The 13,881-nt window shown below is 67.2% G+C and carries 10 protein-coding genes; all 10 read right to left on the reverse strand.

Annotated features, from left to right (window positions below; genetic code table 11):
- Positions 1-20 precede the first annotated feature (20 nt).
- Positions 21-1,013: an L-threonylcarbamoyladenylate synthase gene (locus tag TACI_RS06155; protein ID WP_012869937.1), complete on the reverse strand. Its 993-nt coding sequence runs from the start codon at positions 1,011-1,013 to the stop codon at positions 21-23.
- A gap of 6 nt (positions 1,014-1,019) precedes the next feature.
- Positions 1,020-2,123, reverse strand: coding sequence for a tRNA guanosine(34) transglycosylase Tgt (tgt, locus tag TACI_RS06160; protein ID WP_012869938.1), 1,104 nt, complete (start codon positions 2,121-2,123; stop codon positions 1,020-1,022).
- Positions 2,113-2,934, reverse strand: coding sequence for a TatD family hydrolase (locus tag TACI_RS06165; RefSeq protein ID WP_012869939.1), 822 nt, complete (start codon positions 2,932-2,934; stop codon positions 2,113-2,115). Before TACI_RS06165 ends, tgt begins: the two co-directional genes overlap by 11 nt.
- Positions 2,935-3,019: 85 nt before the next feature.
- Positions 3,020-4,963, reverse strand: coding sequence for a methionine--tRNA ligase (gene metG, locus TACI_RS06170; RefSeq protein WP_012869940.1), 1,944 nt, complete (start codon positions 4,961-4,963; stop codon positions 3,020-3,022).
- Between the two features lie 35 nt (positions 4,964-4,998).
- Entirely contained in the window at positions 4,999-5,832 is an 834-nt protein-coding gene (rsmI, locus tag TACI_RS06175) for a 16S rRNA (cytidine(1402)-2'-O)-methyltransferase (protein WP_012869941.1), read from the reverse strand.
- Positions 5,833-6,579 (reverse strand): tRNA1(Val) (adenine(37)-N6)-methyltransferase, encoded by a 747-nt coding sequence (locus TACI_RS06180; protein ID WP_012869942.1) that lies wholly within the window; start codon positions 6,577-6,579, stop codon positions 5,833-5,835.
- Positions 6,576-9,980: a chromosome segregation protein SMC gene (gene smc / locus TACI_RS06185; RefSeq protein WP_012869943.1), complete on the reverse strand. Its 3,405-nt coding sequence runs from the start codon at positions 9,978-9,980 to the stop codon at positions 6,576-6,578. Before smc ends, TACI_RS06180 begins: the two co-directional genes overlap by 4 nt.
- On the reverse strand, positions 9,955-11,445 hold the full coding sequence (locus TACI_RS06190; RefSeq protein WP_012869944.1) for an Rne/Rng family ribonuclease: 1,491 nt from the start codon (positions 11,443-11,445) through the stop codon (positions 9,955-9,957). The genes smc and TACI_RS06190 overlap by 26 nt, the downstream gene beginning before the upstream one ends.
- A 3-nt stretch (positions 11,446-11,448) precedes the next feature.
- A complete protein-coding gene (locus TACI_RS09430) occupies positions 11,449-12,087 on the reverse strand; it encodes a TIGR03936 family radical SAM-associated protein (protein ID WP_012869945.1) in 639 nt (212 codons plus the stop codon).
- Entirely contained in the window at positions 12,077-13,879 is a 1,803-nt protein-coding gene (locus TACI_RS06200; protein WP_012869946.1) for a TIGR03960 family B12-binding radical SAM protein, read from the reverse strand. The genes TACI_RS09430 and TACI_RS06200 overlap by 11 nt, the downstream gene beginning before the upstream one ends.
- Positions 13,880-13,881 lie beyond the last annotated feature (2 nt).

Raw genomic sequence — 13,881 nt, forward strand, 5'->3', positions numbered from 1 at the left:
GCCGCACAACGCTGAGAATTCTAGCACCTACTCCGACTCTTGGCAAGCCCCCTCCCGCCGGAAGCTCGGATCAACCGGTCCCGGATGGCGTCCCCCAGGGCCTCACCCCTCTCCGGCAACTCCGCCACTATGACGGACGCGCCTCCGCGCTCCATCTCCCGGAAGGTCCTGAAGAGCAGGAACGCGTACTCCCGGAGATCCCGGGGCCTCACGCTCCACGCCACCTCGAAGGGCGGATCGGATATGCCCACGTAACCCACCCGCCCAGGGGGGCACTGGACGGGGACCGACCGGTCCCAGAGGAGCACCGGCACCTCCGGGGCGTAGTGCCTGTGCCTGGTGCCCGGGGAGCGCCGGAGCAACTCCTCCCCCGCCGCCACCTGGACGCGACCCACCGCCTGGACGATCATCCGCTCCGTAACGCCTCCCTGCCTCAGGATCACCGGCTCCGAACCGGTGACGTCCACCACGGTGGACTCCAACCCCACCTCACAGGGCCCCCCGTCGAGGATCAGGGGGATGAGCCCCTCCAGGTCCTCCAGCACCGTCAAGGCGTCGGTTGGGCTGGGACGTCCGCTCCGGTTGGCGCTGGGGGCCCCTATGGGGACCCCGCTGATCTCGATGAGGCGCCGGGCCACCGGGTGAGAGGGACACCGGATCCCCACCGTGTCCAGCCCCCCCAGGAACTCCCGGGGCACCACCCCCCTGGAGGGGACCACCAGCGTAAGGGGGCCGGGCCAGAAGGCCCGGGCCAGGTCCTCCGCCAGGGGGGTCATTCGGCCCACCTCCCGGGCCTCCTCGGAGCAGGACACGTGAACTATTATCGGGTTGTCCAGGGGGCGCCCCTTAACCTGGAAGATCCGCCGGGCCGCCTCCGGGTTCGTGGCATCCCCCCCCAGGCCGTAGACCGTCTCGGTGGGCATGGCCACCAACCGGCCGGACAGGATCAGGTCCGCCCCCAGCCGCAACGCCCCCTCCGACGGGGTCAATACCCGGGTGATCTCCCTCTCCATGGAACCTCACCCCTCGAAGGTCCGGAGGAACCTCTCCCGGTACTCCGGGAAGGTGCCCTCCAGTATGGCCCTCCTGGCCCCCTCCACCAGCGAGATCAGGAAGTGCAGGTTGTGCCAGGTGCACAGCCTCATGGCCAGGATCTCCCCCGCCTTGTAAAGGTGCCTTATGTACGCCCGGGAGAAGTTCCGGCAGGCGTAGCAGGTGCAGTCCGGGTCCAGGGGGGTGAAGTCCTCCGCCAACGACAGGTTCTTCACGTTCAGCCTCCCCCGGGAGGTGAACACCGTCCCGTTCCTGCCGTTCCTGGTGGGTAGCACGCAGTCGAACATGTCCACCCCCCGGGCTATGCCCTCCAGCAGGTTGGACGGATGCCCCACCCCCATGAGGTACCTGGGCTTCCCCTTGGGCAACACCCCCTTGAGGCAGTCCAGGATCCGGTACATCTCCTGGTGGCTCTCCCCCACCGACAGCCCCCCGATGGAGTAACCGGGGAAGTCCATCTCCATCAGGGCCTCCGCGCAGGCTATCCGCTGATCCTCGAAGACGCTCCCCTGGACTATGCCGAACAGGAGCTGGTCATCCCTGGTCTTGGCGGCGAGACACCTCCTGGCCCACGCCAGGGTGCGCTTCACCGCCCCCATGGAGTACTCGTAGGTGGTGGGGTACTTGACGCACTCGTCGAAACACATGGCGATGTCGCTGCCCAGCCTCTCCTGGATCCGCACCGCCCTCTCGGGGGTCATCACGTGGCGGCTCCCGTCCAGGTGGGATCGGAAGACCACCCCCTCGTCCGAGAGGGTCCTCAGCTCCGCCAGGGAGAAGACCTGGAAGCCGCCGCTGTCGGTCAGTATGGGCCTGTCCCAGCCCATGAAGCGGTGCAGCCCCCCGGCCCTCTCTACCAGCTCCTCCCCGGGCCGCAGGAACAGGTGATACGTGTTCCCCAGGATTATCTGGGCCCCCAGGGCCTTCAACTCGAAGGGGGCCATGGCCTTGACCGTGGCCTGGGTCCCCACGGGCATGAAGACCGGGGTCTTCACGACCCCGTGGGCGGTGGTCAGCTCCCCCGCCCTGGCGCCGGTCACGGGACACTCCGCCACCACCCTAAAGCCCACGGTCCGCACCCCCCAGGGGTCCGAAGAGCCTTCGGCCGTTCTCCCACACGTCCGCCGCCAGCGCCTCCAGCGGCACACCCCTCACCTGGGCGGCGGTCCTATACACCTCCACCACGAAGGCGGGCTCGTTCTTCTTCCCCCTCACCGACTGGGGGGCCAGGTAGGGGGAATCGGTCTCCAGGAGCAGCATGTCCCTGGGCACCATGGCGCAGGCCCTCCGGCTCTCCTCCGCCTTGGGATAGGTGATGGGCCCCGCGAAGGATATGAGGAACCCCATGTCCAGGGCGGATCGGGCCTGGTCAACCCCTCCGGAGAAGCAGTGAAGCACCCCCGGCGGGTCCGGAAGCCCGGAGAGGAAGGACCTGAGCAGATCGAAGGCGGGGCGGTATGCGTCCTCCCCGTCCCGGCCGCTCCTAAGGTGAAGGATCACCGGCCGCCCCACCCGGCAGGCCAGGTCCAGCTGGGCCTCAAAGGCCTCCAGTTGCACCTCCCGGGGGGAGTTGCAGTACCAGAAGTCCAGCCCTATCTCCCCCACCGCCCGGACCTCCCGGTGGGTGCAAAGGGCCTCCAGCTCCCCAAGGAGCCCCTGGTCCAGGTCCTTGGCATCGTGGGGGTGAAGCCCCACGGAGGCCACCACGCTGACCCCCCTCACCTCCAGGCTCAGCCCATGGGCCCTTCGGGAGGACGGGAGGTCGTAACCCGCCACCAGGGCGGAAGCCACCCCCGCAGCGACGCACCTCCCCACCTCCGACTCCAGCTGGCGGACCCCCAGGGACTCGTGATTCCAATGACAGTGGCTGTCGAAGAACACTAGGACACCTCCGTTCGTTCAAACCTAAACGTCAAAGGGGCCGACGCCCCATCCAGGACGCCGGCCCTGCGTGGACCCCTGGGGATCAGTGGATCCGGCTACCCAGCGGCACGTCCCTGTCCACGGTCAAAAGCCCCAGGGTGAAGTTGCTCTTGCTGGGGCTCTCGGCGGCCAGGAGCATGCCGTTGCTCTTCACCCCCCGGATGACCGACGGCTTCAGGTTGCAAATGACGATTATCCTCTTGCCCACCAGCTCCTCGGCCCGGTAGAAGTCCCTTATGCCGGACACGATGGTCCGCTTCTCATACCCCAGGTCAAGCTCCAGCTTGTAAAGCTTGTCCGACTTGGGCACCGGCTCCGCCGAGAGGACCTCCGCCACCCGGAGCTCCACCCGCTTGAAGTGGTCTATGGTGACCTCTTCCTCGTGGTCGCTGTAGTCCATGTCCGTGTCCGCCCCGGCCCTCTTGGCCAGCCTCTTGGCGTACTCCTCCTCCCAGGCCTTAACGTCTATCCGGGGGAAGAGCACCTCCCCCTTGGTGACCCGCACCTCCGGTATCGGATCGAAGGACCACCGGATCCGGCCCTCCCCCACCTGGCCGTCCAAGCCCAGCTGGGACCATATGCGGGCCGCCGCGTCGGGCATGAAGGGGTAGACCAGCTGGGCGCTAAGCTTCAGCGCCTCGAAGAGGGTCCTCAGCACCCGGTCAAGCTCCTCCCCCCGGCCCTCGTTGCCCAGCTTCCATGGCATGGTCTCGTCTATGTACTTGTTGGCCCTGCCGATGAAGGACCAGATGGCCTTCAACGCCTCGTCGAAGGCGAACCTCTCCAGCAGTGAGTCCACCTGGGCGGTCACATCCTCCCCCATGGCGCGGATGGAGGACTCCAGCTTGGTGGGACAGACCCGGGAGGGGACAACCCCGCCCCGGTACTTGGTCATCATCTGGAGGGTCCGGTTGAGCAAGTTGCCCAGGTCGTTTGCCAGGTCGGAGTTGATCCGCTGGACCAGGCCCCGCTCGGAGAAGTCCCCATCCAGGCCGAAGGGCACCTCCCGGAGCAGGAAGTACCGGAAGGGGTCCGGACCGTAGAGCTCCGCCATCTCGAAGGGGTCCACCACGTTACCCTTGGACTTGGACATCTTGTCCCCGTCCACGGTCCACCACCCGTGGGCGAACACCATCTTGGGGGGCTCCAGGTCCAGGGCCATAAGGAGGGCGGGCCACACCACCGAGTGGAACCTTATTATGTCCTTCCCCACCAGGTGGTGGCACACGGGCCAGAACTTGCGCCACTTGCCCCCCTCATCCGGGTAGCCCAGGGCGGAAAGGTAGTTGATCAGCGCGTCAAACCAGACGTAGACCACGTGCCTGGAGTCCCCCGGCACCGGCACCCCCCAGGTGAGGGTGGTCCTGGAGATGGACTGGTCCTTGAGGCCCCCCTTTATGAAGCTCACGATCTCGTTGTAGCGGCTCTTGGGCAGGATGGCCTCCGGGTGGGACTCGTAGTACTCCAGTAGCCGGTCCTGGTACTTGGACATGCGGAAGAAGTAGCTCTCCTCGGTCATCTTCTGGAGGGGCCTCTTGCAGTCCGGGCAGGTGTTGCCCTCCCCCATCTGGGCCTCCGGCACGTAGGTCTCGCAGGGCACACAGTACCAGCCCTCGTAGGATCCCAGGTATATGTCCCCCTTCTCCAACAACTTGGAGAAGATGTGCTGCACCACCCGCTCGTGGCGCTCCTCGGTGGTCCTTATGAAGTCGTCGTTTGTTATGTTGAGCACCTTCCACAGGCGCTTGAAGTTCTCCACCGTCTGGTCCGCCAGCTGCTGGGCGGTGAGCCCCTTGGCGGAGGCGGCCTGCTGGATCTTCTGGCCGTGCTCGTCCGTACCGGTGAGGAAGAATGTGTCCCGGCCGATCATACGGTTGTGCCGGGCCAGCACGTCCGCCGCTATGGTGGTGTAGGCGTGCCCTATGTGGGGCACGTCGTTGACGTAGTATATGGGGGTTGTGATGTAAAAGGCGCTGCTCTCGCTCACGGACCATACCTCCCTAATAAGTGGTTCGACCTATTCTAATCCGAACCGCGCAAAAGCCCAAGGAGGAACTCCTTGACCTGGTTCCTCCTAACCCCGTACTCCTTGGACACCAGCTCCGCCACCTCCTTGAGGGGACGTCCGGACCGGAGCAGCTCCTCGCCTCGGGAGCGCCAGTGGAGCTCCCCCTGGGACTCATCCCCCTGGGAGCCCCTGAAGCCCTCCACCACCAGAACCATCTCCCCCCGCATCTCCCCCGCCCGGGCCAGCATCTCCGATAGATTACCCCTCACCGCCTCCTGGTGGACCTTGGTGAGCTCCCTGAGCAGAGCCCCCCGGCGGTCCCCCAGGACATCCAGCATCAGCTTCAGGTCCTCCGCCAGGTGGTGGGGTGACACGTAGAAGACCAACGTCTCCTCCCGCCGGGCCAGCTCCCGGAGGCTCCGCTCCTTGGCGGACGTCCGCCCCTTGAGGAACCCATGGAAGGTGAACCGGGAGGGGTCAAGGCCGGACAGGACCAAGGCGGTGATCACCGCCGAAGGGCCGGGGAGCACGTCCACCGGAAACCCCTCCTCCACCGCCATCCGAAGCGCCCGGTGCCCTGGATCGCTTATGCCCGGCATCCCCGCGTCGGACACCAGCGCCACCGTCATGTCCCTCGAGAGCATGTCCCTCAAAACCCCGAGGCGCCTCACCTCGTTGTGCTCGTGAAGGCTGATCAGGGGCTTGGAGATGCCGTAGTGGTTAAGAAGCTTAAGCGTGCGCCTGGTGTCCTCACAGGCCACCACGTGGGCCCCTCTGAGAACCTCCAGGGCCCTTATGGTCACGTCCCCCAGGTTGCCTATCGGGGTTGGAACCAGAACCAGCGGCATCTAAAACCCCTCCGTTCCGTAGGCCCGGAGCAGATCCGGGGTGTACTCCCCGTCTGGCCCGTGGATGAACAGGGGACTCTCCACCACCAGCCCCGCCCTGGCCCCCTTGATGGCCTCCACCAGGAAAACCGACGCGGCCCTGCCGGGCTTCGGGTGAACCATCCTGAGCCTCTTGGGCTCCAACCGGTGCCGCCTCATGAGGTCCAGGCACTCTCCCATCCGGTGGGACCTCATGACCATGAAGAACCTGCCCTTGGGGCGAAGGACCTTGCCGGAACGGAGAAACAGGTCCTCCAGGGTGAAGCTCATCCGGTGGACCGCAAGGGCCACCGGTCCCCTGGGGCTGGGCCTGCCGCTTCCCGGATCCTCGTAGGGTGGGTTGCACACCACCAGGTCGAAGGGAGCCTCCTCCCAGCTCCCCTTTAGCTCCATCAGGTCCATGGGGATGAACCTGACCTGGTCCGTCATCCCGTGAAGGTCCCGGTTCCTCATCGCCATCTCCACCAGCTGGGGCTGGATGTCTATCCCCACCACCCTAAGATTGGCCCCCAGGGCCCGGGCCCTCTGGATCAGCATGAGGGACAGGATCCCGTGGGCGCAGCCCACCTCCAGGGCCTTCAGGTTCCCCTTGAGCCTCACGAAGGCCCCCAGCAGGATGGTGTCCACCGTAACCCGGGGACCAAAGCCCTCGGCGGGTTGCTCCGCCCGGAGCCTGCCCCATAGAAGGTCGTCAAAGGTGCTCTTCAATCCCAGTCCTCCAGCCTGACCCCCACCACCTGCGATAGCCCCGGCTCCCTCAGCGTAACCCCGTACAGCAACCGGGCCCGCTCCATGGTTATCCTGCGGTGGGTCATCACCAGTATCTGCCTCTCCTCGGCGCTCTCCGCCGCCAGGTCCGCGAAGCGCCGCAGGTTCACCTCGTCCAGCGCCGCGTCCACCTCATCAAGCACCGCCATGGGACAGCCCGCCACCTCCAGGGAGGCGAAGAGCAACGCCACCGCGGTCAGCGACTGCTCGCCCCCCGAGAGCTGGGATATGCCCTGGGGCTTCTTGCCCGGCGGGCGGGCGGTTATCTCCACCCCCGCATCCCACGGCCCCGCACCCTCCATCAGCTCCAGCCGGGCCTCGCCACCCCCGAAGAGCCGCTTGAACAGGGAGTCGAACCGGTGGTCTATGTCTCGGAGGGAGCCCATGAAGACCGTCTGGGCCCGGTGATCCGCCTCGGATATGAGCCGCTCCAGCTCCCCCATGGCCCTGCGGAGGTCCTCCATCTGGTCCTTCAGGAACTCCATCCTCTCGTCCAGGGACCTGGACTCGGAGAGCACCCCCATGTCCACGGGCCCCATCTCCCTGAGGGCCCTCTCCAGCTCCCGGATCCTCTGCCTGAGCCCCTCCCCCTGGATGGGGGGGACCACCGACGGGTAGGGGTAGGACTCCTCATGGGAGGAGATGAGCTCCTCCAACTCCCGGCAGAGGGCCCCCTCCTCCCGGGAGAGCCCCTCCAACGCCATATCCACCCCCCCAAGGGCCTCCATGGCGGATGCCATCCTGCCCCGAACCCGCTCGAGCCTGCCTCGCAGATCGGTGGAGGCCTCCATCACCTGGTCCCTTCGGGCCCGAAGCTCCGAGAGCTCCCTCCAGGCCTCAAGCCACCGGACCCCAAGCCCCCGGAGCTCCCCCAGGGCGGAGGCCAGGCGCCCGTCCCGGTCGGATGTGGAGGCCTCCAGCTGGGCTAGGCGGCCCTTGAGCCGATCCATCTCGGCGGCCATGCGGTCCACCAGGGCCCTGGCCCCCGATAGGCGCTCCTCTCCAAGGGCCAGCCTCATGGAGGCCTCCCGGTGTGCCTCCCGCAGGGACTCCAGCTGGGACTTGAGCTCCTCCAGATCCTCCCCCTCCCCCGGATCCCTGGGGGCCCGGAGCTCCAGGACCCTCCTGCCCTCCTGGGACATCCGGCGGTTGAGGTCCTCTATCACGTCCCGCAGGCGCTGGTGATCCCGCTCCAGCCGCTGGACCTCCGAGGCGGCCTCCTCCACCCGGGACCTGACCACCGACAGGTCCGCTATGGCCTCCCGGGACTCCGATGCCAGACGGGACTCCGCCTCCTCCAGGGCCTTGAGGGCCTTGGACTCCTCCTCCACTCTGGTCTCCAACTCCGAGAGCCTGCCCCTGCCCTCCTCCAGGGCGCACCGGATCTCCATGGCGCTCCGCTGGGACCTGGACTGCCCCCCGGACACGGCGCCGGTGGGCTGGAACACGTCCCCCTCAAGGGTGACTATGGGGCCCCGGAAGGAGCTCCGGGCCACCTCCTTGCCGGAGTCGTAGTCCCGGACCACCAGCAGGTCACCCATCAGGTGCTGAAGGGCCCTCTCGTACCGGGAATCCGCCTCTATCAGGTCCATGGCGAAGCCCACCACCCCAGGGGCGGATCTCAGGTTAGCCCGGTCGGGCCGCCGGGGGACGCACCTCTCCAGGGGCAGGAAGGTTGCCCTGCCCAGGGACCTGGACTTGAGGAAGGCTATGCACTCCCCGGACTCCTCTAGGGTGTCCACCAGCAACCAGAACTGCCTGCCCCCCAGGAAGGCCTCCACCGCACCGGATATCTCCTTGGGGCACCGGAAGGCATCCATGAGCACCGTGGGTTTGGCCCTCACCTTCCCCAGCCTGGCGGCGGACACTATCCCCTGCACCGGCTTGGGCAGCACCTGCAGCTCCAGGGTCTCCTCCAGCTCGTCCACCGAGGAGCGGACCTTGGCCAGCTGCCTCTTCAGGGACTGGAGCCTCTCCGCACCGGCCTGGAACTCCGCCAAGGCCTGCCGATGGAGCGAGTTGGCCCTCTGGGCCCCCTCCTCCGCCAGGTCGAGCCGGGCCCTCTCCTGCATGAGCCTTCCCCGGGCCTCCTCCAGGGCGGACTCGAGGCCCCGAAGGCCCTTAAGGGCATCCAGCCTCTGGACCCCCAGGGCCTTGAGGGACGCCATGGAGGATGACAGGGCCTCCTTAGCCCTGGCCTCCTCCTGCCGGATCCTCTCAAGCCTGGACTGGTTGGACCGGACCCGCTCCTCCAGATCCTGGAGCCTCCCCCGGGAGGACGCCTCCTGGGACCTCAAGGCCTCCACCTCCCCCTGGGCGGAGGCCAGTTGCTCCGTGGCCTGACGCAACTCCTCATGGGCGGAGGCAAGGGCCTCGAGCAGGGAGTCCCTCTCCCGGGCCACCTCCGCCCCGGACCTCCTGGCCTCCATCACCATGGTACCCAGGGAGAAGCACCTCCTGCGCCACTCCTCCATCCGGCGCTCCAGGTCCTCCATGGCGGCCCTAGCGCCCCCCAGGGCCAGGTCCAGCTCCCGGCCCTTGGAGTCCAGGCCCGAAGCCGCCTCCCGCCAGACCTTGAGCCACCGGGCTCTCATCTCCCGCTGGGCCGTCAAGGACTCGAGGGCGGACCGGACCTCCGAAAGCCTAGCCTCCAGGGAGCTACGCCTCCACCAGTAGTGATCCCGGTGGAGGCCCTCCAGCTCCGACTGGATCTCCCGGGCCCGCCGGGCCCTCTCCACCTCCTGGGATATCTCCCTCCGGCGGCTCGAGAGCTCTCCGTAGAAGGCCATGAGCCTGCCCAGGTCCTCGGACACCTCCTTGAGGCGGTCGGATGACTCGTTCCGGCGCTTCCGGTAGAAGTCTATGCCCAGCAGGGACTCCAGCAGCATCCGCCTGGCCATGGGGCGCTGCTGGATCACCTCCGACACCTCCCCCTGGCCTATGAAGGCGAACCGGTCACCCTCCATGTGGATCCTCCGCTTGGCCTCCTCCAGCTCCGCCAGGGTCCTTCGGACCCCGTCCACGAACACCGCGGTGGTGCCGTCCTGCTGGACCCTGCGGCTTATGGAGGTGGACATCCCGTCCCCCCTAAACAGCACCGACACCTCCGCCTCCTTGGCGGGGGGCAGGGACGCGGATCCCTGGAAGAGCAGGTCGCTCTGCCGGTTTATGCGAAGCCGCGACGGGGATCCCTCCCCCAGGGTCCACTTGAGGGCGTCCAGTATGTTGCTCTTGCCGCTCCCGTTGGGCCCCACGATGGCCACCATGCCCATCTCCAACGGCAGCTCGTGGACCCCGCCGAAGCTCTTGAAGCCGTTAAGCCCTATCCGTCCTATGTACAACCGAGGTTCCTCCCTCGACGCTCCTCATCCGGTGCTCCGCCTGCCTCAGGGCCCCCTGGTGCTCCACCTTGAACCGGCCCCACTGGAGGGACTGGTCCTCCCGGAGCAGGATCCTGCACCGGAACTCCTCCTCCCAGGCGAGGAGGTACTCGGCGCAGTGCCTGGCCAGCTGGGGGTTGGCGGCCACCAGCAAGGCCTCGGGGGGGCTGTCCCCGGTCATCTTCCTCACCGCCCTCTTGAGCCTCATGGCGCAGGCGTCCTCCCTCTCCACCAAGCCGGACCCGCCGCACATCGGGCAGCCCCGGGTCATCACGCTCTTGAGATCCCCCCTGGTGCGACGCCTGGTGAGCTCCACCAACCCGAGGGAGGTGACCCCAAAGACCTTGGCCCGTTGCCGGTCCCCCTTTAGTAGCTCCCTCGTGGTCTCCAGCAGAATCTGCCGGTGAGACTCGTCGTCCATGTCGATGAAGTCCACCACCACGATGCCCCCTATGGCCCGAAGCCTGAGCTGCCGGGCTATCTCCTCCGCCGCCTCCAGGTTGGTCTTAAGGATGGTGCTCTTGAGGTCCTTGGAGCCGGTGAACTTGCCGGTGTTGACGTCTATGACCGTCAGCGCCTCAGCCTGGTCTATCACCAGGTAAGCCCCGGAGGGGAGCCACACCTTCCGCTCCAGCGCCAGCTCCATCTCCCTCTCAACCCCGTACACCTCGAAGACCGGGGTCCGCCCCCGGTAGAGGGTCACCTCCGGCCCCTTCCCCTGGGAGAAGAAACGTCCCACCATCTCCCGGACCAGGTCCAGCTCCTCCGGGTTGTCCACCACCACCTCCGCCACCTGGTGATCCAGCTCGTCCCTAAGCACCCGGTCCAGTAGCCCCCTGTCCCGGTAGAGAAGGCAGGGGGCGGGGGACCGGGAGGCGGCGGCGCATATGCTATCCCACAGGTCCATCAGGTCCTCCACATCGCTCTTGAGCTGGTCCATGTGGCACCCCTGGGCCACGGTCCTCACGATGATCCCGAACCCCTGGGGCCTGACCTCCCTACCCAGCACCTTGAGGCGCTGCCTCTCCTCCTCGTCCTCTATCCTCTTGGAGACCCCCACGTCCTTCCCCTCGGGGACCAACACCAGGTAGCGCCCCGGAAGGGAGAGCTTGGGGGTCACCCGGGCCCCCTTGCCCTTCCGGGCGGTCTTGGCCACCTGGACCAGTATCTCCTCCCCCGGATGGGGGCTGCGCCCCAGGTCCTCCAGGTACAGGAACCCGTTCCTCCCGTCCCCCAGGTTGACGAAGGCGGCGTTCATCCCGGGCAGCACGTTGTCCACCCGGGCCTTGTATATCTCCCCCGCCTTCTGTCGCTCCCACATGCGCTCGATGTATATGTCCAACAGTCTGCCCGACGGGTCCAGGACCGCCACCCGGGACTCCTCGCTCTCCAGCGTGTTGGCCACGATGGTCTTGCCGCGCCTCAAAGGTTACACCTCCCAAGGGCTATCGTAGGGGAGCAGGTCCAGGAAGCCCCGGGACTCGTCCCACCCCCCCAGCCTGACCCGGACGAAGACCAGGTCCGACCAGGCGGATGCCACCCCCATCGAGATGAGGTGCTTCACCACCGCCGAGGGGCCCACCGAGTCGGGCTCCAGCATGAAGAACCGGACCATCCCCCCCTGGACGTCAAGCCCCCTGAGCAGGTGGGCCCCGTCCCAGGCGCCAAGGGCCTCCGGTATGGCCTCCAGCGGACCGTCCCCCGCAAGCCCGATCAGGTACTCCCCGGCGGAGCATAGCTTGGAAAGGGCCGGGGACGGACCCTCCACCGGGGCGTGGGGCCCGATGCCGAAGCCCTGGGGCAGATGGCCCCCAACCCCCTCGAAGGACCCCAGGGTGTCAGCGGACACCCTGGCCTCCGCTACCTCGAAGAGGCCCACCACCCCCACCGGAAGGGGGGGCCCCAGCGTTATCTTGGGATGGGGGGAGAACCCCTGGGTCAGCTCCAGGGTGAGCCCCGCCCGCCTCATGGCCCGGGCGAAGAGGGTGGGTAGCTCCGCGTGGGGGATGAAGCAGGCCCCCCGTCTCTTGGAGTAGGCGAAACGGACCCGCACGAAATCAGCCCCCATGACCCTCACCCCCCCTGGCGGACTCGATCATGGGACAGGACCTGAGGTGGAAGCCGCACAGGTTGCAGCCCCCCTCCCGGCAGTCCCGGGTCCTGGCTCCCCCGAGGGCCCTCTCCCGCTCCATCCTGAGGAACTGGATGCTCACCCCCGGGTCTATGTGGGACCAGGGGAGGGGTTCATCCACCCTCCTGGCGGCGGTGTAGGCCCCCGGGTCCACCCCGCACCGGTGGAAGGCCTCTAGCCAGTTGTCCAGGTTGAACGTCTCGGTCCACCCGTCGAACCGGGCCCCCAGGTGCCACGCCTCCTCCAACACGGGCCCGAGACGCCGGTCCCCCCGGGAGAAGACCCCCTCCAGGAAGGTCTGGGCGGGCTCGTGGTAGGACAGCTTGACCGCCCTCTCCCGGGAGAGGAGGGACTTCACGAGCCGCCCCCTCTCCCTTAGCTCCTCCATGGAGGCCTGGGCCTCCCACTGGAAGGGGGTGTGGGCCTTGGGGACGAAACCCGACAGGGAGACCGCCAGCTCCGGCCTCTTGCCCATGGAGCGGCCTATCTTGAGGACCCGGCGACATATCTCCCCTATGCCCTCCAGGTCCTCCCGGGTCTCGGTGGGGAGCCCCATCATGAAGTAGAGCTTGAGCCTGTCCCATCCGTGCTCGAAGGCGGACCGGACCGCGGTGTCCACGTCCTGGTCAGTGACCCCCTTGTTTATCACGTCCCGGAGCCTCTGGGTCCCCGCCTCGGGGGCAAAGGTAAGCCCCCCCTTGCGCATGGTCTCCAGCGATGAGGCCAGTTGGACCGAGAAGGCATCCATTCTGAGGCTTGGGAGGCTCAGCTTGATCCCCCTCTCAGAGAGAAGGGGCCTCAACTCCTGGATGACCCGGTCCAGCTGGGTCCAGTCACAGGTGGCCAGGGACAGGAACCCCACCTCCTCCCAGCCGGTGAAGTCCAGTAGCTCCCTCACCTGCCGGGCCACCGATTCGGCGCTGCGCTCCCTCACGGGCCGATCGATCATCCCCGCCTGACAGTAGCGGCACCCCCGGGTGCAGCCCCGGAATACCTGGACCGCCACCCGATCGTGAACTATCCCGCATGAGGGGACGATCATCCTACGGGGGATGAAGCCCCGGTCCAGGTGGCGGAGGATCTGCCGCCGGATCGTCTGCCCCTCCCAGAGGGAGGGCACGTAGACCCCCTCAAGCCTGGAGAGGGCGGAGAGGCGCCGCTCTCGGTCCATACCCCGGGTGGCGTGCAGGGCCTCCACCACCGGGGGCCACAGGACCTCCCCGTCCCCTATGAGGAACGCGTCCACGTGCTCCGCCAACGGCTCCGCCACAAGGGCGCCGGGGCCGCCGGCCAACACCAGCGGGTCCCCATCACCCCGGTGGGAGGACCTCAATGGCACGCCCCCCAGGTCCAGCATGGTGAGCACGTTGGTGTACGAAAGCTCGTACTGGAGGGTGAAGGCCACCGCGTCGAACTCCTTGAGCGGGCGTCCGGTGTCCAGGGACCCCAGGGGCATGCCCTGGCCCCTCATGGCGGCCTCCATGTCAACCCACGGACAGTAGGCCCTCTCCACGTCCGATAGGGGGTTCTCCTTGAGCAACTGGTAGAAGATCTGGAACCCCAGGTAGCTCATCCCCACCTCGTAGACGTCCGGGAAGGCGAGACAGACCCGGACCACGTCCCCCTCCTTGGGGGGCAAAAGACCGTATTCCCCTCCCACGTAGCGGGAGGGGCGCTTGACCGATGCCCAAAGGGGCCATCGGGGATCGTCCATATCGGTGAAATGCATAT

Origin of the sequence: Thermanaerovibrio acidaminovorans DSM 6589 (genome assembly GCF_000024905.1) — a bacterium.
Lineage (GTDB): Bacteria > Synergistota > Synergistia > Synergistales > Synergistaceae > Thermanaerovibrio > Thermanaerovibrio acidaminovorans.